Source organism: Halomonas sp. McD50-4 (genome assembly GCF_022348135.1).
Classification (GTDB): Bacteria; Pseudomonadota; Gammaproteobacteria; order Pseudomonadales; family Halomonadaceae; genus Vreelandella; species Vreelandella piezotolerans.
Genome location: NZ_JAKRFG010000001.1, coordinates 421,837 through 439,935 on the forward strand (window position 1 = coordinate 421,837; position 18,099 = coordinate 439,935).

Below are 18,099 nucleotides of genomic sequence, written 5' to 3' on the forward strand. Positions count from 1 at the left end.
AATAAAAAACGCCCAGGTCTTTGACCTGGGCGTTTTTGCCGCATAGCGTAGAATTAACGCTTGGAGAACTGCGGACGACGACGTGCTTTACGCAGACCGACTTTCTTACGCTCGACCTGACGAGCATCACGGGTGACATAACCCGCTGCGCGAAGCGTAGGACGCAAGTCCTCGTTGTAATCCATCAGGGCACGTGTAATGCCGTGACGAATAGCGCCGGCTTGTGAAGAGCCGCCACCGCCTTCAACGGTGACGTACACATCGAACTGGTTCAGCGTCTCGGTCAGCTCGAGCGGCTGACGCACAACCATACGACCCGTCACACGACCAAAGTACTGGTCGAGTTCGCGGTTGTTGACGGTAATTTTGCCGGAACCCGGCTTCAGAAACACGCGAGCGGTGGAAGTCTTGCGGCGCCCGGTACCGTAATACTGCTGTGTCATGGCGAAGATTTCCTCAGATGTTCAGTTCAAGCGGCTGCTGGGCAGCGTGCGGATGCTCGGCACCGGCGTACACTTTCAACTTGGAGTACATGGCGCGACCCAGCGGACCTTTCGGCAGCATGCCTTTGACGGCAGACTCGATGATACGCTCGGGAGCGTGATCGATCATTTTGTCGAATGTCATGGAGCGCAGACCGCCCGGGTAACCTGTGTGGCGGTAGTAAGTCTTGACTTTTGCCTTGTTACCCGTCACTTGGACTTTCTCTGCGTTAACGACAACGATGTAATCGCCGGTATCAACGTGCGGGGTAAACTCGGGCTTATGCTTGCCACGCAGGCGGCGAGCAATCTCGGTTGCCAGACGACCGAGCGTTTTGTCCGTAGCGTCGACAATGTACCAGTCGCGCTGGACGGACTGCGGCTTAGCACTGAACGTCTTCATGGATGAAATCACCAGATTAAGTGTGTTGGGTAACTCACACCGCCAAGCGGTGAAGCACCATCCCTATTTTTTTTGGTTGCCGACTAATGCCAGCAACGTGCAGCGAGGCGGCATTCTACAGTAACCATCTGCTCAAGTTAAGTGTCCCATGACTTTTTTACATCCCCCACGCTAGGGCTTGTGCGCCAGCGCCAAGTATTCGCGCGACTGCATTTCCTGCAGCCGAGATAGCGTGCGCTGGAATTCGAAGGTCAGCTTCCCGTCACTATAGAGGGATTCCACCGGCACCTCTGCCGACATCAACAGCTTTACGCCACGATCATAAAACTCGTCCACCATATTGATGAAGCGTCGTGCTTGATCGTCTGTCTTGCCGTCCATACGCGGCACGTTGGCCACCAAAACGGTATGGAACTCGCGGGCTAGTTCGATATAGTCATTTTGGCTACGCGGCCCGTCACACAGCTCAGCAAACTCAAACCACACGACATCCTCATGCAAGCGACGCGTTTTAAGCACCCGGTGATTGACCTCCAATGGCGCGTTCTCCTCACCTGACTGACCAGCAATCTCTCGAAAGCTGCGCGCCAGCTCTCTTTCGGCAGCAGCGTCGAGAGGCGCATGAAAAATTTCAGCACGCTCCAGCGCCCGCAGACGATAATCGATACCCGAGTCGACATTGACCACCTCACAATGACGATTCAGCAATTCAATGGCAGGCACGAATCTCGCACGCTGCAATCCATCTTTATACAGCTCGTCGGGAACGATATTCGAGGTCGCCACCAACACCACGCCACGCTCGAAAAGCGCTTCAAGCAAGTTGGCGAGAATCATGGCGTCGGTGATGTCCTTGACGAAGAACTCATCAAAACAAATGACACGCGCTTCGGCGGCAAACTTACCCGCAATAAGCGTGAGTGGGTTTTTCTCGCCTTTATAATGGGTCAGCTCATTGTGAACTCGCTGCATGAAGCGATGAAAGTGCGTGCGCATCTTTTCAGGAAACGGCAGCGCTTCATAAAAGGTATCGACCAAGTAGGTCTTACCACGCCCCACGCCTCCCCAGAAGTAGAGCCCTTTTACTTGGGGCAACGGCGGTTTGGCAGGCGCATGCTTCTTACCCAGCAAACCTGCCATTTTGGCTTTGATTCCTTTGCTGGCCACCACAGCCTTGGGCACCGTCGTTGGCGTCGCCAACAGCTCATCATAGAGGCGCTGTAGATGCTTGACCGCCTGCTCTTGGGCCGGGTCATACTGAAAATCGCTGCGCTTGAGGTCGGCTTGATAGCGCTCAAGCGGCGTGGGGCGACGAGTGTGGCCGGAGGCCTGACGCTCAGATACTGATGGCATGAAGGTGCTCCCGCAACGCATGGCCCTTACCTTTTTGCAGGCACCGCTAGGGGCGCCTAACAAAACGGACTCGACAAAAATGGGAGTGATTATACGTCGCTTGAAGGCTAAGCGCATGAGCGGATTGACCCAACCGACTGAGACGCGCCTATAATGGGGCGGTTTTTAAAGTTACGCCCTGTACACAGCGGCGCGCATTACTTAGGGAGAAGGACTGTGGAAGCAAGCTCGCCATTTACTTTTGCACTTATCGGCTTGGCCGTAGGGTTCGTCATCGGCTTGGTATGCTATCGGCTCTTTAGCAAAGGTGCGCGAGACGTCGCTTCACTCAAGCAGACACTGCTTGAACGTGAACACCAGATCGCCGACTTGAAGAAAAACATGAGCAGCCACCTCACGGGCATACAGCAGCGCCTTGAGAACATTCGCCATGAGGCTGATCACCTCGAACAGCACATCGAAGACGAGGCCAAACAGTGGAAATTACCCAGTGTCAAAACGCCTTCTGAGCCCATTGCGATGCCAGACAGCGACTCAAGCGTTGCCATGCCAAGAGATTACGCCGCTGGCAAAAACGGTACGCTATCGGAAGATTTCGGCTTGAAAGAGAGCAAAGCAACCGACGTCGACTCTCCTCAGCCGCCACGCTACTAACCTATTCATGAGCGCACTTTTGCATGACTCAGACGCGACCAGGACAACGTGTCAGTATCACCCTGGTCTGCGCCTGTGCGACAGCTGAAGCCTTTCGCTAGGCGGGGTTATCAATGTCGACGAAGCGATGCTCAACATCGAACTCACTGGCCAGCCACTCGCCGAGCGCTTGCACACCGTAGCGCTCGGTCGCGTGATGGCCTGCTGCCAAGTAATGAATTCCCATTTCACGCGCCAAATGGGTCGTCCGTTCAGAGATCTCTCCTGAAACGAACACCTGCGCACCGGCCTCATAGGCTTCCGTAATCATGTCTTGCGCTCCACCGGTACACCATGCGACTCGCTCGATTGGCTTCTGATACGGCGCCTCGACCAGCAGCGGCTCGCGGGCGAGAACACCCGCTACTTGGCGGGCCAACTCGCCAATCGATTGTGGAACCACCAACCGGCCCGACCAGAGCAGCCCCTCTCCCAACTCACCGTCTAGGCATCCCTCGACTTTCCAGCCCATTCGCTTGGCCAACTGCGCGTTATTGCCCATCTCTGCATGAGCATCAAGCGGCAAATGGTAAGCCAGCAAGTTGATATCGTTGGCCAGCAACGTTTTGATCCGACGCTGCTTCATACCGGTGATAGCAACAGGCTCGTTCTTCCAGAAATAGCCATGATGAACGAGCACCATATCGGCCTGCCATGCGACGGCCTCGTCGAGCAGCGCTTGGCAGGCCGTTACCCCCGACATGACGCGACGCACTTGCTCTCGTCCCTCGATTTGCAGGCCATTGACCGTGAAATCTTTGAATTGAGCAGAGCGCAACTGGTGGTCACAGGCAGCGACCAGTTGATCACGATGATTCACGTTCCCTCCTTTTCACAATTAAGACAGCCCCGTGAGGCGCAGCGTCATTCGGTGTTACCATAGCGCCATTGTAAAACTCGCTTTACGTTATCGCGAACCTCGCGACCGTTTAGACTGCCACACGCTGAGGAACTTTCGCATGCACCGTTCAGTGCTGCCTTATCTCTGGCCCGTACTTACGGGGCTTCTGTTAGCGGCCGTTATCCTGCTCGCCTTTCCTGAGCAGCTACCCAACCCGTTCCGCCACACGCCCCCCGTATCGGAGGCTCCGCCTGCTAACGCCGAGACTCCGCCCGCATTGGTGCCCACCACTAGCAGTGAATCAAGCGCGAATCGCCCGGCACCGGATATCAGGCAAGCGGCTCCGCTGACCCGACATCAAGGCCCAGCCAGTTACTCCAATGCCGTCAACCAAGCCGCTCCCGCCGTGGTGAACATCTACTCCTCACGCATCGTCGAGCGCGATCAACATCCGCTGATGTCTGATCCGTTCTTCAACCAGTTTTTTAGCGGCGACGACGCCACCACCCACCAGCGTATGCTGTCGAGCCTCGGATCGGGCGTCATCGTTAGCAATGATGGCTATGTACTGACCAACCATCACGTCATCAACGGCGCCGACCAAATCCAGGTCGCGCTTCGCGACGGTCGCGAAACCCTGGCAGAGGTCATCGGCACCGATCCAGAGAGCGATTTGGCCGTGCTGCGGATCGGTCTAGAAGACTTGCCGGTCATCGAGCTTGCTGACTCGGAGGAGGTCGCCGTCGGCGATGTGGCGCTGGCCATTGGCAACCCCTTTGGCGTGGGGCAGACCGTCACCATGGGCATCATCAGCGCCACTGGACGAAGCCATTTGGGCCTGAACGCTTACGAAGACTTCATTCAGACCGATGCAGCCATTAACCCCGGTAATTCGGGCGGGGCACTGGTCAATCCAGAGGGCGCTCTGGTGGGTATCAATACCGCCATTTTCTCTCGCTCCGGGGGCTCTCAGGGAATTGGTTTTGCGATTCCCGCCAACCTCGCACACAGCATATTGGATGAGTTGGTGACGCGCGGAAGAGTCATTCGGGGATGGCTGGGCATCGAGGCCCAAGCGCTTTCGCGCGAGCTGGCCGCGTCGTTTGGGTTGCGTACGCCCCAGGGCGTCATCGTCGCAGGCGTGGTGAGTGGCGGACCTGCCGCCCAGGCAGGCTTACAGCCAGGCGACGTACTGCTCTCCATCGATGGACAGGTCATTCTGGATGCTAGGGCGACCATGAGCGATATCGCGTCGATCCCACCAGGGACGTCGCTGCCGCTGACGATCGTACGCGGCGGCGAACGCATGGAAATGACCGTTGAGGTAGGCGAGCGTCCCGTGCCGACCAATGCCACATCGGCCGACCGGCAGAGCGGCTCCTAGCGCCGCCCTGCCCGACCGAACTGCTCATCGATTGCGAATGCGATACTCCGCTGAACGGGCATGAGCCGTAAGGTATTCGCCACGCGCCAGTACGGAGGCCACCTTACCCAGCTCGGATGCCCCTTCAGGTGAGCAATGGATGATCGAGGAGCGCTTCTGAAAGTCGTACACGCCTAGCGGGGAGGAGAACCGCGCAGTTCCCGACGTCGGCAGAACGTGGTTCGGGCCTGCACAGTAGTCGCCCAACGCTTCTGACGTGTGTCGCCCCATGAAGATCGCCCCTGCATGGCGAATATCATCCAGCCATGCGCCGGGCTCGGCCACTGACAGCTCGAGATGCTCTGGCGCAATACGATTGATCATCTCGACGGCTTCTGCCTGATCGCGACACAGAATCAATGCACCGCGGCGATTCAGCGACGCGCGTGCAATTGGCTCCCGCTCTAGCGTCGGCAGCAATCGTTCGATGGAACTCGCCACAGCATCCAAATGCTCGGCGTCCCAGCTCACGAGAATGGCTTGCGCATCTTCATCATGCTCTGCCTGAGAAAAGAGATCCATGGCGATCCAATCCGGGTCGGTTTTCCCGTCCGACACCACCATGATTTCCGAAGGCCCCGCAATCATATCGATACCGACCTGCCCAAATACGGCCCGTTTAGCCGTGGCGACGTAGATGTTACCCGGCCCCACGATCTTATCGACACGTGGAACGCTTTGTGTCCCGTAAGCCAGCGCGGCGACGGCTTGAGCGCCGCCAATGGTGAACACGTAGTCCACGCCCGCCAGATGCGCTGCCGCTAATACTAGATCATTCAACACGCCATCGGGCGTAGGTACCACCATGACGATTTCACGCACGCCCGCCACGTGGGCAGGGATGGCATTCATCAATACGGAGGACGGATAGGCAGCCTTCCCACCCGGCACATAAATACCGGCCCGATCGAGCGGCGTGACTTTCTGGCCGAGCACCGTCCCGTCAGCCTCTTCGTATTGCCAGGAGGTCGGTTTTTGCCGCTCGTGGTAGCGCTTGATGCGCTCGGCGGCAATCGCTAGCGCATCCCGTTGCTCGGCAGGCAATCCGTCATACGCTTTTTTTAACTGGTCAGGCGTGAGGCATAGCTGCTCCATGGCGTCGACGGACAAACGGTCAAAACGATTCGTTGCCTCGATGACCGCCTGATCGCCACGCTGTTTGACGTCTGCCAAGATTTCCTCAACACGAGCCTGCACCGCTTTATCAGACACGCCCTCCCAATCCAACAGCGCATCTAGGCGCTGATGAAAAGCCGCATCACGGGTCGATAGGCGGGCAATGGTGGCTGTGGTTGTATCGCTCATGATGAACCTCTTGTCATTCAATAGGCTGCGCCTGACGCGATTTTACGGCGCTTTCCAGACGCGCTAGCAGCGGCTTGATACGGTCGTGCTTCATGGTCATAGCGGCTTTGTTGACCACCAAACGCGTGCTGATGTGGGCAATGAGCTCGCGCGGCTCCATACCATTGGCGCGCAGCGTGTTACCGGTATCGACGATATCGACGATCTCATCGGCCAAATTCATCAGCGGTGCGAGCTCCATGGCACCATAAAGCTTGATGACTTCTGCTTGGATACCCTGCTCTGCGTAGTAGCGACGTGCCACGTTGACGAATTTGGTCGCTACTCGGCGTCGCGCTTTGGCGGGCGGCTGCCCCGTCACGCCTGCCGTCATCAGCTTGCACCGCGCAATATCCAGGTCGAGCGGCTCGTAAAGACCTTCCGCGCCGTGCTCCAGCAGCACGTCTTTACCGGCGATACCTACATCCGCCGCGCCTAGCTGCACGTAGGTTGGCACGTCAGTGGCACGAATAATCACCAGTTTGACGTCCGGCAAGTTGGTATCGAACAAAAGCTTGCGGCTTTTACTCAGATCCTCGGCAGGTGTAATGCCCGCATCTGCCAGTAGCGGAAGGGTTTCTTCCAAGATACGCCCTTTCGAAAGGGCCAAAATCAGTTGCTTACTCATGGTCAAAGGCCAGTGTTGTCCGCGTGGCTTAGCCGGGGATACGGCGAATCTTCGCCCCCAGCAGCTGTAATTTTTCCTCGATACACTCATAGCCGCGATCGATGTGATAGATCCGATCGACCAAGGTTTCCCCTTCGGCCATCATGGCAGCAATGACGAGAGACGCTGACGCACGAAGATCCGTCGCCATGACGGGAGCGCCCGAGAGTTTATCAACGCCATTGATCAACGCGGCGTTACCCTCCAGGACGATGTTGGCGCCCATGCGGTTCAGCTCTTGAACATGCATGAAGCGATTCTCGAAGATGGTCTCCACGACCCTTGAATGCCCCTCGGCAACGGCATTCATGGCAACGAACTGGGCCTGCATGTCAGTAGGAAATGCGGGATACGGCGCCGTACGAATATTGACGGCCTTCGGGCGTTTACCGTGCATATCCAATGATATCCAATCGTCGCCACTCTCGATCGTCGCGCCCGCCTCTTCCAATTTGGCAAGCACGGCTTCCAGGATATCGGCTCGCGTACGCTTCACTTTGACTCGCCCACCCGTCATGGCGGCGGCCACTAAAAACGTGCCAGTCTCGATACGATCGGGCATGACATCGTGCTCGCAGCCATGCAGCGACGCAACACCGTCGATGACGATGGTGTCGGTGCCGTGACCTCGAATCTGCGCGCCCATTTTGATCAGGCACTCGGCGAGATCGACGACCTCGGGCTCTCGGGCGGCGTTCTCGAGAACGGTCCGCCCGTCTGCCAGGGTCGCTGCCATCAGCAGGTTTTCCGTGCCGGTCACGGTCACGGTGTCGAAAAAGATCGTAGCGCCTTTTAAACGCCCATCAACACGGGCACGGATATAGCCTGCTTCGACATGGATCTCCGCCCCCATGGCCTCCAGGCCACGCAGGTGCAGATCCACCGGGCGCGAACCAATGGCGCAACCACCAGGCAGCGACACGTCCGCCTTACCGAAGTGCGCCAGCAGCGGCCCTAACACCAAAATGGAGGCGCGCATTTTTTTCACTAGCTCGTAGGGCGCATGGCACTGGGACACTTGGGAGCCATCAAGCTGAATGCTCAACTTCTCACCCATGACCGGCTCAACGCCCATCCGCCCAAGCAGCTCTAGCGTGGTCGTAATATCTTGAAGATGCGGCAAATTACCGATGACTACCGGCCCATCTGCCAAAAGGCTCGCACATAAAATGGGCAGCGCCGCGTTTTTGGCACCGCTTGCCCACACTTCTCCATCGACCGAGCCATTACCCGTAATAATGAGTTTATCCATGGGGCGACCGTTACTGAGCGTTTTCCGACGCAGTTTGCCACTGCGTCGGTGTAAACGTTTTGATGCTGATCGCGTGTAGGGCACCCGATGCGATTTCGTCGCTGAGCGCGGCGTAAACGAGCTGCTGGCGCTTAACGGGAGAAAGACCTTCAAAGGCTTCACCAACCGCAATCACCTGAAAATTGCAGCCTTCACCCTGGATGTGAAACTCACACCCATCGATGCGGGATTCAAGCAGTGCTTTTACCTCGTTGGGTTGCATGAGACAGGAAACTCCTTTGGGGTCGTTGAAATAGTGAGTAATGGGCGAACATGATAAAGAAAAGCGGCTCGCTTGGCGATGCCGAGCCGTGCCCACTATGAAGAGAGCAGCCCGGGGGCTGCTCTAGAGATCACGCGATGTCTGCAAAAACGTCTTGTGAAACCAAGGTATCGAGTTCTGCCAAAGACGCCAAACGCTGCAGCGGCGGCGACAGCACGATGGATCGCACCTTGACCTGGAGCGCCTGGCAGGCACGTAGCCACTCAAACAGCACGCTCAGCGCTGCGCTGCTCGCTTTATTGATTTTCGCAAAATCCAGACAGACCTCAGAATGATCGGACTGACGCAGCCACTGAACGCCGCGAGCGGCCACGTCGGCGGCGACACTCATGGTCAAGTCGCCTGCGACCATCAGCGAATCGCCCTGTGCTGACAGCGTCACCTCTGAGCGAGAGAGGAGCGATGTCACGCATCGCCTCCCTGCTCCAGCTCATCGACACCGATTTCAGGCGCCCAACCACGTATGACTGCATCGTAATCGCGGTTATTGTCACGCATGGCTTGATCGAACTGATTACGGAAAGTCAGCCCCAGGTTGATGCCGTTGACGATGACGTTCACTACACGCCACTCACCATCCGACAGACGAAGGCTATAGCTCACTGGGTAGACCTGACCATTGTTTGCCACGACTTCCATATCCACGCTGGCCTGGTCTTCGTAGCGCTGGCCGCGCTGCTGGTTCAGCACACGTAGCTCGTTGTAATCAAACGTCACCAACCCACGCGTGTAAGTATCGATCAGCGTTTGGCGGAACACGTCGGCAAACCGGCTCCGCTGCTCGGGCGTTGCATTGCGGAAATAGCTACCCATGACGCTAGCGCCGATGTAACGAAAATCCGCCACGTCATCGAGGCTCTCGTCGACCAATGCTTTTAGCTCATCGAGGTTATCGGCATAGTACGCTTTCTTACCATCGAGTTGGCTCATAAAGGATTCGACATTGTCACGAACCACTTCTTCGGGGGACTGCGTTTGCGCTTGCGCCATTAGCGGCGCCAGCATCAGCACAGCAGCCAACGCGAAGCGCTGAATAAAAGCAGAATAAAGGTTGAACATCTTCATGACCTCTTGCAGGAAAAAACCGATGGCAATGAGTGACTGACCATCATCCGTTGCTGACCATATTGGATACGAATTGCTGAATAAGTTCTTCCAACACTAGAGCGGACTGTGTGTCGCGAATCACGTCGCCCTCTTCCAACACCTCTGGCGCTCCGCCAACACTCAACCCAATGTACTGTTCACCCAGTAAGCCAGCCGTCAAGATGGCAGCCGTGGTGTCTTGAGACAGCTGCCCTTCGAGCGCACTATCCAGCGTCATCGTTACACGGGCGTCGTACCACTGGGTATCGAGTTCGATGGCCTCTACTCGGCCTACGGTCACACCCGCCATAGTGACCCGAGCACGCGGCTTCAACCCGCCGATGTTGGCAAAATTGGCCTCAAGGCGGAACGTATCGGAGGGAGCCGACAGCGTTAAGCCGCTGACCCGCAAGCCGAGAAATACCAGCCCGACGATGCCAGCCAACATAAATAGGCCAACACCGAACTCCATGGTTTTGCTGCGTTTCATGACATTACTCCACCCTTAAAGACCGCCGAACATCACGGCAGTTAAAACGAAATCCAATCCAAGCACGGCCAGCGAGGAATATACCACCGTGCGGGTGGTGGCTCGGGAGATCCCTTCGGAAGTCGGCACGAGGTCATAGCCTTGAAACACGGCGATCCAGGTTACGACGAGGGCAAACACCACGCTTTTGATCATACCGTTACCAACATCGTCGAGAAACGACACGCTGGCCTGCATGTTGCTCCAGTACGAGCCCTCGAACACGCCCAGCCACTCGACACCGACCAAGTAGCCGCCCCAAATGCCCACGACACTGAAGCCCACGGTCAACATCGGTAACGCCACGAAACCCGCCCACAGCCTAGGCGCCACCACACGCCGCAGCGGGTCGACGCCAATCATCTCCATACTAGTGAGCTGCTCGGTGGCTTTCATCAGTCCGATTTCGGCGGTCAAAGCAGACCCGGCTCGCCCCGCAAACAGCAGCGCAGCCACCACAGGGGCAAGCTCACGCAGCAGTGAGAGCGCCACCATTTGGCCCAGCGCCTGTTCGGCACCAAAATCCACCAAAATGGTATATCCCTGTAGCGCCAGCACCATGCCAATGAACAGCCCCGACACGAGGACGATGGCCAGCGACAGCACTCCGACGAAGTGCATTTGGCGCATCCAAAGCGACCACCCTTCCCGTGACGGCACGCCTATCGCCGACTGCGCTAGAAACACCGTCGCGCGCCCCAGCGCCTCGACGACATCGCAGCTTTTTCGCCCCAGACGGGCCACGCGCGACGCATATTGTGTCAATTTGCCCTGCATCTACCCTGCCTTTGTGACTGAATCGTGACCGAAGATATCCCGGTGAAGTGGGTCTGCGGGATAGTGAAACGGCACGGGACCGTCTGGCTTGCCGTGCATGAATTGGTTGACGCGAGGATCCTGGTTCGTTTCCAGCGTGCTGGGGGTCCCGTGAGCAACGACTTGACCATCGGCGATCAAGTAGAGGTAATCCGCGATGCTCAGCGTCTCTTTGATGTCATGCGACACTACCACCGAGGTGAGTGACAGCGCCTGATTGAGCCGTTTGATCAGTTGCACCAGCACGCCCATGGAAATAGGGTCCTGGCCGACGAATGGCTCGTCGTAGAGTATTAGCTCAGGATCGAGTGCCACGGCACGCGCCAACGCCACCCGACGCGCCATCCCACCGGACAGCTCGGCGGGCGTTAGGTGCTTCGCGCCGCGCAGCCCTACCGCCTGAAGCTTCAATAGCACCAGATCGCGAATCATTGCGTCCGGCAGGTCCGTATGAACGCGCAGCGGAAACGCAACGTTTTCAAAAACGTTCAAATCCGAAAACAGGGCACCGCTCTGAAACAGCATGCCCATGCGTTTGCGCAGCGCGAATAGCGCTTTACGTGAGAGCCGATGCACGTCCTGCCCATCGATGAGGATACGTCCACGGTCGGGTGTGAGCTGGCCACCGATGAGCTTCAACAACGTCGTCTTACCGGTACCGCTTGGCCCCATGATGGCCGTCACTTGCCCGCGAGGTATGGTCATGCTGACACCGCGAAAAATCTCGCTCTCACCACGGGAAAAGTAGATGTCTTCGACCTGTATGAAGGGTACATCCGTCATATGATGTTTGACCTTCCTCGTTGATGCCAGAACGCGTCAGTATAAACCGACAAGCCACAGGGCAGTTTAAAAAACAGTGTTTTCGAAATAGTATCGAACATCATGATCCAACGCTACTCTCAACAGCAGCGACGCTAACAGTGAGCGCACCATCGTTCATGCAATGGAGCCCTCCATACCATCGACGACCTTGTCGTGATTTAGCTAAATAGCGCCGCAAGATGTTATTCTTACCAGCTACCCATTCACATCATGAAAACGAGACATGCCATGGGCCAGCCACTCTCTACACCCAGCCAACTGCGTGAAAGTGCGCTGCGCACGCTGCAAATCGAGCAAGCAGCCATCGGCGGCCTCCAAGCCAAGCTAGACGACCAATTCGACCATGCCTGCCAGCTCATTCTCGCCTGCCAAGGCCGCGTGGTGGTGACCGGCATGGGCAAGTCGGGTCATATTGCAGGCAAACTGGCTGCCACGCTGGCAAGCACCGGTACGCCCGCCTTTTTCGTACACCCAGGTGAAGCCAGCCACGGCGATCTCGGTATGATCACCCGTACCGACGTGGTGTTGGCGCTCTCTAACTCCGGCGAAACAGCTGAAGTCACGGCGCTACTCCCTCTGCTTAAAAGGCTTGGCACCCCGCTGGTGAGCATGACTGGACGTCCAGGCTCTACCCTGGCACGCCACGCCGATGCCCATTTGGACAGCGGCGTCGAGCGCGAAGCATGCCCGCTGGATCTTGCCCCTACAAGCTCGACCACCGCCGCGCTAGCACTGGGGGACGCCCTTGCCGTGGCCTTGCTTGAAGCACGTGGCTTTACAGCGGAGGATTTTGCGCTCTCTCATCCGGGCGGAAGCCTCGGCAAGCGGCTGCTACTGCGAGTCCGCGATCTCATGCACGACGGCACGCGGCTGCCTCAGGTTGCATTGGGTAGCCCGCTACGCGATGCGCTTTTAGAGATCACACGCCAAGGGCTTGGGTTCACCTGCGTCATCGATAGCGAAGGCCGTTTGGCAGGTGTATATACCGACGGTGACCTGAGACGCACATTGGACCAATTTCATGACTTGCGCGATGTGCGAGTCGACGACGTCATGACGCGCCCAGGCAAACGCATCGGTCCTGACGTGCTAGCAGCCGAAGCGGTACGTATTATGGAAGATAGCCGGATAACCGCGCTGGCCGTCGTCGACGAGCAACAGCGTCCCATCGGCGCGCTACATATGCATGACTTACTGGCCAGCGGTGTGATTTAACTGCGTGATAACGCTTTTTGCCATGGATGTTAAGGAGGCTATATGGCCCTACCCGATGCACTACTCGACCGGCTCCGCCGCGTAAAACTACTTGCACTAGACGTAGATGGCGTTTTGACGGACGGCCGACTCTACTTTCAAGCCGACGGCATCGAGATCAAAGCGTTTCACACTCAGGATGGGCATGGCTTGAAACTGCTCAAACGCGTTGGCATTCATGTGGCGCTCATCACCGGCCGCGATTCGCCGATGGTCAGCCAGCGCGCTGCGGCACTAGGTATCAGCCATGTGCATCAAGGCTGCGAAGACAAACTCACGACCCTGAGAGCCCTCTGCCAGCGGCTGGATATTACGCTCGAACAAGTCGCTTACTGCGGGGACGACCTGCCAGACTTGGCACCCATCAAGCGCGCAGGCGTTGGCATCACGGTCCCCAATGCACCCGATTATATGCATACCCACGCCGATTGGATCACCGAACGGTTGGGCGGGCACGGCGCGGTGCGTGAAATTTGCGATACGCTGCTCACCTCCCAAGGGCATTGGGATGCCGTACTCGACACCTATCTTCACAGGCACTCATGATGGGCGTAAAGCTCAGAAAACGAGTTTGGGTAACGGCACTGGTCGTCGTCCTGGGCATGCTTTTGGTTTGGCTCGACCCGCGCAGCGCCCAAGAGCGAGATATCGACGAGCAAGCGCGCGCTCAGGAGCCAGGTCATGTATTAGAGAATGCCGAAATCACCCTATTTGGGGAATCGGGGGCGATTCAGCAGTCGCTGGTCACTCCCCGGCTAGTGCATACACCTCAAACGGCCATGACAGATGTCGTGTCGCCACGTGCTACGCTGTTCGATAGCGAACAGCGGGAGTGGTTGGCGACCGCGGATACCGGCACCCTGAATACCGATACTCAGGCCTTGACGCTGCGCGGGTCTGCCCGGCTGCTCGCGCCTGAAGAGGGTTGGCAGCTCGATACACAGCAACTCAACTACGATGGCGTGACCCGCCACGCCTGGAGCACTACGCCCGTGCTGTTGCAGCAGCCCCCTCAGCGTATGGAAGCTTCCCGCATGGACGTTTGGCTGGATGACAGCCAGGTCCGCCTGACCAACAACGTGCGCGGCGTGCATCCGCCGGCCACTCGTACCCCCTAGGAGTCGCGATGAATGCCTCTCTCCGCACCACCCTCTTTGCTTTAACGCTACCGCTGGCGACGGCTGCCATGGCGCAAAGCCAAGCACCCATCGAAGTAGAAGCCGACCGCCTGGACCTCGACCAGCGCGCGGGCACCGCAGTTTACTCAGGTAACGTGGATATTCGTCAAGGCGAAATGCAATTGCGCGGCGAACGCGTAGAGATTCAGCGCAATGATGCAGGGGAACTTTCTCAAGCCATTGCCACGGGTGAGCGTGCCTACTTGCGCAATCGTCTCGACGACCAGGAGCCCCCCATGGAAGGTTGGGCGCGGCGCATCATCTATCACGTCGCCGAACGCCGCGTGGAGCTGATCGACCAAGCCGAACTGACCCAGCAAGGCGACCGCTTTCAAGGGGGCCGCCTAGAGTACTTCATCGACCAGGAAGTGGTGCAAGCTCGCTCCGACGTGAACGGTAGCGACAACCAGCGCATTCGCATGACCCTTCAGCCGGAACAATAGGGAGCGCCCACGTGGCAGCATCAACGTCTGCAGATTCCGCACCTGTCAAAACGCTCTACGCCCACCACCTAGCGAAGAGCTACAAACGCCGCCGCGTCGTCAAGGACATCAACCTGGAAATCGCCCAGGGCAGTGTCGTTGGACTGTTGGGCCCCAATGGAGCCGGTAAAACCACCTCGTTTTACATGATCGTCGGACTGGTCAAATCCGATGCGGGCAATGTGGGTATCGACGATCTGGATTTGACCCACGCGCCCATGCACGAACGCGCCATGGCAGGCATTGGGTATCTTCCCCAAGAGGCCTCGATTTTTCGCAAGCTCTCGGTAGCCGATAACATCATGGCCATCCTCGAGACGCGCAAAACGCTCGATCGCAGCGACAGAGAAGCTCGCCTGGAGTCACTGCTCGAAGATTTTCATATCACCCATATTCGTGACAACCTAGGCATGAGCCTCTCAGGAGGCGAGCGCCGTCGAGTAGAGATCGCGCGGTCGCTGGCCACCGAGCCCGCGTTCATTCTACTCGACGAACCCTTTGCCGGGGTCGACCCTATTTCGGTCGGCGAAATCAAAACCATTATCCGCGCACTCAAAAAACGCCACATCGGCGTCTTGATCACCGACCACAACGTGCGTGAAACCCTGGATATTTGCGATATCGCCTACATCGTTGGCGATGGCCACATCATCGCCAGTGGAAACGCCCAGGAGATTCTCAATAACCAAAAGGTCCGCGACGTCTATCTGGGCGCTGATTTCCGGCTCTAAACCGAGGCCTGACCAAACTTTTCTTTTAGTGGCATGCTTATTGCACTTGCACGTAGCCATAACTCGCTCTAGGGTGGAGCTTTCTGATTAACGAGTGGTTCTCAGATGGTCATGAAAGCTTCTCTCCAATTGCGTATCGGCACACAGCTGACCATGACACCCCAGCTGCAACAGGCCATTGCCTTGCTGCAGCTCTCTACGCTGGACCTCCGTCAAGAAATTCAGCAAGCGCTTGACGCCAACCCTATGCTCGAGCAAGAGGACGAGTTTGGAGAGCAGGCAGTCAGCGAGCCGCAAGAGGCCGAGTGGTCTGACAGCATTCCCAACGAACTCTCCGTCGACAGCGACTGGTCGGACACCTATCAAGACATGGGCAGTCTGAGCGGTGGTAGCGAAGGACCCGACTTCGAGCGTCAAGCCGCTGGCCAAAGCCTTCATGGCCATTTGCTGTGGCAACTGGCCATGACCGATGTCAGCTCACGGGAATATGCAATTGCGGAGAGCCTGATCGATGCGCTGGACGCCAATGGTTATCTTACCCAGCCGCTCAACGACATTCGTGAAGGGCTCAAAGCACAAGGTCATGACGGCTTGAGCCAACGGGAAGTGGAAAATACCCTACTGCGCTTGCAGCAGTTCGAGCCGACCGGCGTATTCGCTCGCGACCTGCGAGAATGTCTGATGCTTCAACTTGCTGCGTTGCCGGAAGACACCCCGCTATTGATGCCAGCCAAACGGCTGGTACGACAGTTTTTGGAGGCGCTAGGCAAAGACGATATGCGCCTCCTCAAGCGCCGTTTGAGCCTGGACGATGAGCAGCTGGATGACGTCATTCGATTAATTCGCAGCCTCGATCCCCGACCCGGCAGCGCCTACGGCGTGACCGACGATAGCTACATCACTCCCGATCTGGTCGTGCGCCATGACAACGAAGGCTGGCATTTAGAGCTCAACCCGGACGCTCTTCCACGGCTACGCATCCAACCCGACTACGCCAGCTTGATCAAACGCGCCGACAAGAGCCAGGACAACCAGTTCTTGAAAGAGCACCTTCAAGAAGCGCGCTGGCTGATCAAAAGCCTCTCTAGCCGCAATGACACCTTGCTGCGCGTGGGGCGTGAAATCATCGCTCGCCAAATTGGCTTTCTAGAGCACGGCGAAGAGGCCATGAAGCCGCTGATCTTGGCCGACATCGCCGAAGCCGTAGAGATGCATGAGTCGACCATCTCACGCGTGACGACACAGAAGTTCATTCATACACCGCGTGGCGTGTTCGAGTTGAAATACTTTTTCTCCAGTCAAGTCAGTGGCCAAGACGGCGGCGACAGCCACTCGAGCACGGCCATTCGCGCACGTATCAAAAAGCTCATTCAAGAGGAGCCCTCAGGCAAACCGCTCTCCGATAGTCGCTTGGTGACGCTTCTCGAAGAGGGCGGAATAAGCGTGGCACGACGTACCGTCGCGAAATATCGCGAGTCGATGGGCATTCCCTCTTCGAGCGAGCGCCGCCGTTTACGCTAGTTAAACGTTTGGTCGTGACAAACTCACCGCAAGGGCTTTGCAATAGCGTAAAAAGGGTTACAATCGAAGTACAGCCCGATGGATAAGGAGCACGTCAATGCAAGTAAACATCACTGGTCATCACGTTGAACTGACTGACGCCTTGCGTGACTACGTTAACGAAAAGCTGGAACGCGTCGAACGACACTACGACAATATCACCACGGTACAAGTGACCTTATCTGTCGAAAAGGAGCGCCAGCAGGCAGCGTGCACGCTACATGCCGCCGGTGCTGACCTTCATGCCGAGGCACTCGATAACGATATGTATGCCGCCATCGATGCCCTTGCGGACAAAATCGATCGTCAACTCGTCAAACACAAGGAAAAAGCACAAGCTCGCGCTCAAGGCGCAGGCGTGCGTTAACTCAATGACGTTGGAAACCATTCTCCCCCCGGAGCGCGTGCTTTATGACGTACCCGGGGGCAGCAAAAAGCGGGTGCTGGAGTTTTTCAGCACCTTCATCGCCCAAAACACGCCCAGCCTCGACAGCCAAGAAGTGTTCAGTCGTTTGATTGGGCGCGAGCGTCTTGGCAGCACGGGGATTGGCAACGGTGTTGCCATTCCCCACGCAAGAAGCCCGCACTGCAGTGCCCCCATTGCTGGCTTTTTGAAACTGGCGGAACCCGTCGATTTCGATGCCATCGATGGGGACCCGGTCGATCTCGTGTTCGTTTTGCTGGTGCCTGAAGAAGCCGATGACACGCACCTTGCTTTGCTCGGACAAGTCGCGACGATCATGAACGACGCCGATACTCGCCAACAGCTGCGCAAAGCAGGCAGTCAAAAAGAACTGTTGACGCTGATAACGGCCAAGATACGCGAACAAGCTGCGTAACAGATCTACTCCTTCAATT

At 57.2% G+C, this 18,099-nt stretch carries 23 protein-coding genes; 10 read left to right on the top strand and 13 right to left on the bottom strand.

What is annotated here, in order from left to right; genetic code table 11:
- Nucleotides 1-53: 53 nt before the first annotated feature.
- The 3 genes from rpsI to zapE form a co-directional block, all read right to left on the bottom strand.
- Nucleotides 54-443: a 30S ribosomal protein S9 gene (rpsI, locus tag MHM85_RS02010; RefSeq protein ID WP_139527179.1), complete on the bottom strand. Its 390-nt coding sequence runs from the start codon at nt 441-443 to the stop codon at nt 54-56.
- A gap of 13 nt (nt 444-456) precedes the next feature.
- Nucleotides 457-885, bottom strand: a complete 429-nt coding sequence (gene rplM / locus MHM85_RS02015) for a 50S ribosomal protein L13 (protein ID WP_239284025.1) — start codon at nt 883-885, stop codon at nt 457-459.
- A 171-nt stretch (nt 886-1,056) separates the two neighbouring features.
- A complete protein-coding gene (gene zapE, locus MHM85_RS02020; RefSeq protein ID WP_139527177.1) occupies nt 1,057-2,238 on the bottom strand; it encodes a cell division protein ZapE in 1,182 nt (393 codons plus the stop codon).
- A 216-nt stretch (nt 2,239-2,454) separates the two neighbouring features.
- On the opposite strand from zapE, the gene MHM85_RS02025 reads away from it, so the two are divergent.
- A complete protein-coding gene (locus MHM85_RS02025; RefSeq protein ID WP_139527176.1) occupies nt 2,455-2,892 on the top strand; it encodes a DUF1043 family protein in 438 nt (145 codons plus the stop codon).
- Between the two features lie 97 nt (nt 2,893-2,989).
- On the opposite strand, the gene MHM85_RS02030 is transcribed toward MHM85_RS02025, so the two are convergent.
- A complete protein-coding gene (locus tag MHM85_RS02030) occupies nt 2,990-3,751 on the bottom strand; it encodes a Nif3-like dinuclear metal center hexameric protein (protein WP_139527175.1) in 762 nt (253 codons plus the stop codon).
- A gap of 139 nt (nt 3,752-3,890) precedes the next feature.
- Here MHM85_RS02030 and MHM85_RS02035 point away from each other — a divergent pair, with 139 nt between their 5' ends.
- Nucleotides 3,891-5,156 (top strand): Do family serine endopeptidase, encoded by a 1,266-nt coding sequence (locus MHM85_RS02035; RefSeq protein WP_139527174.1) that lies wholly within the window; start codon nt 3,891-3,893, stop codon nt 5,154-5,156.
- Between the two features lie 24 nt (nt 5,157-5,180).
- Here MHM85_RS02035 and hisD read toward each other — a convergent pair whose 3' ends face one another.
- The 9 genes from hisD to MHM85_RS02080 all read right to left on the bottom strand — a co-directional run bounded on the left by hisD (nt 5,181) and on the right by MHM85_RS02080 (nt 11,994).
- Nucleotides 5,181-6,500: a histidinol dehydrogenase gene (gene hisD, locus MHM85_RS02040; protein WP_139527173.1), complete on the bottom strand. Its 1,320-nt coding sequence runs from the start codon at nt 6,498-6,500 to the stop codon at nt 5,181-5,183.
- Nucleotides 6,501-6,513: 13 nt separating this feature from the next.
- The gene (gene hisG / locus MHM85_RS02045; protein ID WP_139527172.1) at nt 6,514-7,167 is read right to left on the bottom strand and encodes an ATP phosphoribosyltransferase; all 654 of its coding nucleotides are present in this window, start codon (nt 7,165-7,167) and stop codon (nt 6,514-6,516) included.
- Between the two features lie 28 nt (nt 7,168-7,195).
- A complete protein-coding gene (murA, locus tag MHM85_RS02050; RefSeq protein WP_139527171.1) occupies nt 7,196-8,458 on the bottom strand; it encodes a UDP-N-acetylglucosamine 1-carboxyvinyltransferase in 1,263 nt (420 codons plus the stop codon).
- Nucleotides 8,459-8,468: 10 nt separating this feature from the next.
- Nucleotides 8,469-8,720 (bottom strand): BolA family protein, encoded by a 252-nt coding sequence (locus MHM85_RS02055; protein ID WP_139527170.1) that lies wholly within the window; start codon nt 8,718-8,720, stop codon nt 8,469-8,471.
- Nucleotides 8,721-8,850: 130 nt separating this feature from the next.
- A complete protein-coding gene (locus MHM85_RS02060) occupies nt 8,851-9,189 on the bottom strand; it encodes an STAS domain-containing protein (protein WP_139527169.1) in 339 nt (112 codons plus the stop codon).
- Entirely contained in the window at nt 9,186-9,845 is a 660-nt protein-coding gene (locus MHM85_RS02065; protein ID WP_139527168.1) for an ABC transporter substrate-binding protein, read from the bottom strand. Before MHM85_RS02065 ends, MHM85_RS02060 begins: the two co-directional genes overlap by 4 nt.
- 43 nt (nt 9,846-9,888) lie before the next feature.
- On the bottom strand, nt 9,889-10,356 hold the full coding sequence (mlaD, locus tag MHM85_RS02070; protein WP_139527167.1) for an outer membrane lipid asymmetry maintenance protein MlaD: 468 nt from the start codon (nt 10,354-10,356) through the stop codon (nt 9,889-9,891).
- A 15-nt stretch (nt 10,357-10,371) separates the two neighbouring features.
- The gene (gene mlaE / locus MHM85_RS02075; protein ID WP_139527166.1) at nt 10,372-11,172 is read right to left on the bottom strand and encodes a lipid asymmetry maintenance ABC transporter permease subunit MlaE; all 801 of its coding nucleotides are present in this window, start codon (nt 11,170-11,172) and stop codon (nt 10,372-10,374) included.
- On the bottom strand, nt 11,173-11,994 hold the full coding sequence (locus MHM85_RS02080; RefSeq protein WP_139527165.1) for an ATP-binding cassette domain-containing protein: 822 nt from the start codon (nt 11,992-11,994) through the stop codon (nt 11,173-11,175).
- Nucleotides 11,995-12,264: 270 nt separating this feature from the next.
- On the opposite strand from MHM85_RS02080, the gene MHM85_RS02085 reads away from it, so the two are divergent.
- The 8 genes from MHM85_RS02085 (at nt 12,265) to ptsN (ending at nt 18,080) form a co-directional block, all read left to right on the top strand.
- A complete protein-coding gene (locus MHM85_RS02085) occupies nt 12,265-13,251 on the top strand; it encodes a KpsF/GutQ family sugar-phosphate isomerase (RefSeq protein ID WP_139527164.1) in 987 nt (328 codons plus the stop codon).
- A gap of 42 nt (nt 13,252-13,293) precedes the next feature.
- A complete protein-coding gene (locus MHM85_RS02090; RefSeq protein ID WP_139527163.1) occupies nt 13,294-13,836 on the top strand; it encodes an HAD hydrolase family protein in 543 nt (180 codons plus the stop codon).
- The gene (lptC, locus tag MHM85_RS02095; protein WP_139527162.1) at nt 13,836-14,408 is read left to right on the top strand and encodes an LPS export ABC transporter periplasmic protein LptC; all 573 of its coding nucleotides are present in this window, start codon (nt 13,836-13,838) and stop codon (nt 14,406-14,408) included. Before MHM85_RS02090 ends, lptC begins: the two co-directional genes overlap by 1 nt.
- Nucleotides 14,409-14,416: 8 nt before the next feature.
- Complete coding sequence (gene lptA, locus MHM85_RS02100; protein ID WP_239284036.1) at nt 14,417-14,911, top strand: lipopolysaccharide transport periplasmic protein LptA; 495 nt, start codon at nt 14,417-14,419, stop codon at nt 14,909-14,911.
- A gap of 11 nt (nt 14,912-14,922) precedes the next feature.
- A complete protein-coding gene (gene lptB, locus MHM85_RS02105; protein WP_239284045.1) occupies nt 14,923-15,681 on the top strand; it encodes an LPS export ABC transporter ATP-binding protein in 759 nt (252 codons plus the stop codon).
- A gap of 105 nt (nt 15,682-15,786) precedes the next feature.
- Nucleotides 15,787-17,202: an RNA polymerase factor sigma-54 gene (locus tag MHM85_RS02110; RefSeq protein ID WP_139527159.1), complete on the top strand. Its 1,416-nt coding sequence runs from the start codon at nt 15,787-15,789 to the stop codon at nt 17,200-17,202.
- A 97-nt stretch (nt 17,203-17,299) separates the two neighbouring features.
- Entirely contained in the window at nt 17,300-17,608 is a 309-nt protein-coding gene (gene raiA, locus MHM85_RS02115) for a ribosome-associated translation inhibitor RaiA (RefSeq protein WP_027335376.1), read from the top strand.
- Nucleotides 17,609-17,612: 4 nt separating this feature from the next.
- Nucleotides 17,613-18,080, top strand: coding sequence for a PTS IIA-like nitrogen regulatory protein PtsN (gene ptsN, locus MHM85_RS02120; RefSeq protein ID WP_139527158.1), 468 nt, complete (start codon nt 17,613-17,615; stop codon nt 18,078-18,080).
- The last annotated feature ends 19 nt before the right edge of the window (nt 18,081-18,099 follow it).

Bases quoted from the DNA above. Each gene is read 5' to 3' on its own strand.
- rpsI (WP_139527179.1), bottom strand. From the start codon at position 443: ATGACACAGCAGTATTACGGTACCGGGCGCCGCAAGACTTCCACCGCT.
- rplM (WP_239284025.1), bottom strand. From the start codon at position 885: ATGAAGACGTTCAGTGCTAAGCCGCAGTCCGTCCAGCGCGACTGGTAC.
- zapE (WP_139527177.1), bottom strand. From the start codon at position 2,238: ATGCCATCAGTATCTGAGCGTCAGGCCTCCGGCCACACTCGTCGCCCC.
- MHM85_RS02035 (WP_139527174.1), top strand. From the start codon at position 3,891: ATGCACCGTTCAGTGCTGCCTTATCTCTGGCCCGTACTTACGGGGCTT.
- hisD (WP_139527173.1), bottom strand. From the start codon at position 6,500: ATGAGCGATACAACCACAGCCACCATTGCCCGCCTATCGACCCGTGAT.
- hisG (WP_139527172.1), bottom strand. From the start codon at position 7,167: ATGAGTAAGCAACTGATTTTGGCCCTTTCGAAAGGGCGTATCTTGGAA.
- murA (WP_139527171.1), bottom strand. From the start codon at position 8,458: ATGGATAAACTCATTATTACGGGTAATGGCTCGGTCGATGGAGAAGTG.
- MHM85_RS02055 (WP_139527170.1), bottom strand. From the start codon at position 8,720: ATGCAACCCAACGAGGTAAAAGCACTGCTTGAATCCCGCATCGATGGG.
- MHM85_RS02065 (WP_139527168.1), bottom strand. From the start codon at position 9,845: ATGAAGATGTTCAACCTTTATTCTGCTTTTATTCAGCGCTTCGCGTTG.
- mlaD (WP_139527167.1), bottom strand. From the start codon at position 10,356: ATGAAACGCAGCAAAACCATGGAGTTCGGTGTTGGCCTATTTATGTTG.
- mlaE (WP_139527166.1), bottom strand. From the start codon at position 11,172: ATGCAGGGCAAATTGACACAATATGCGTCGCGCGTGGCCCGTCTGGGG.
- MHM85_RS02080 (WP_139527165.1), bottom strand. From the start codon at position 11,994: ATGACGGATGTACCCTTCATACAGGTCGAAGACATCTACTTTTCCCGT.
- MHM85_RS02085 (WP_139527164.1), top strand. From the start codon at position 12,265: ATGGGCCAGCCACTCTCTACACCCAGCCAACTGCGTGAAAGTGCGCTG.
- MHM85_RS02090 (WP_139527163.1), top strand. From the start codon at position 13,294: ATGGCCCTACCCGATGCACTACTCGACCGGCTCCGCCGCGTAAAACTA.
- lptC (WP_139527162.1), top strand. From the start codon at position 13,836: ATGGGCGTAAAGCTCAGAAAACGAGTTTGGGTAACGGCACTGGTCGTC.
- lptA (WP_239284036.1), top strand. From the start codon at position 14,417: ATGAATGCCTCTCTCCGCACCACCCTCTTTGCTTTAACGCTACCGCTG.
- MHM85_RS02110 (WP_139527159.1), top strand. From the start codon at position 15,787: ATGGTCATGAAAGCTTCTCTCCAATTGCGTATCGGCACACAGCTGACC.
- raiA (WP_027335376.1), top strand. From the start codon at position 17,300: ATGCAAGTAAACATCACTGGTCATCACGTTGAACTGACTGACGCCTTG.
- ptsN (WP_139527158.1), top strand. From the start codon at position 17,613: ATGACGTTGGAAACCATTCTCCCCCCGGAGCGCGTGCTTTATGACGTA.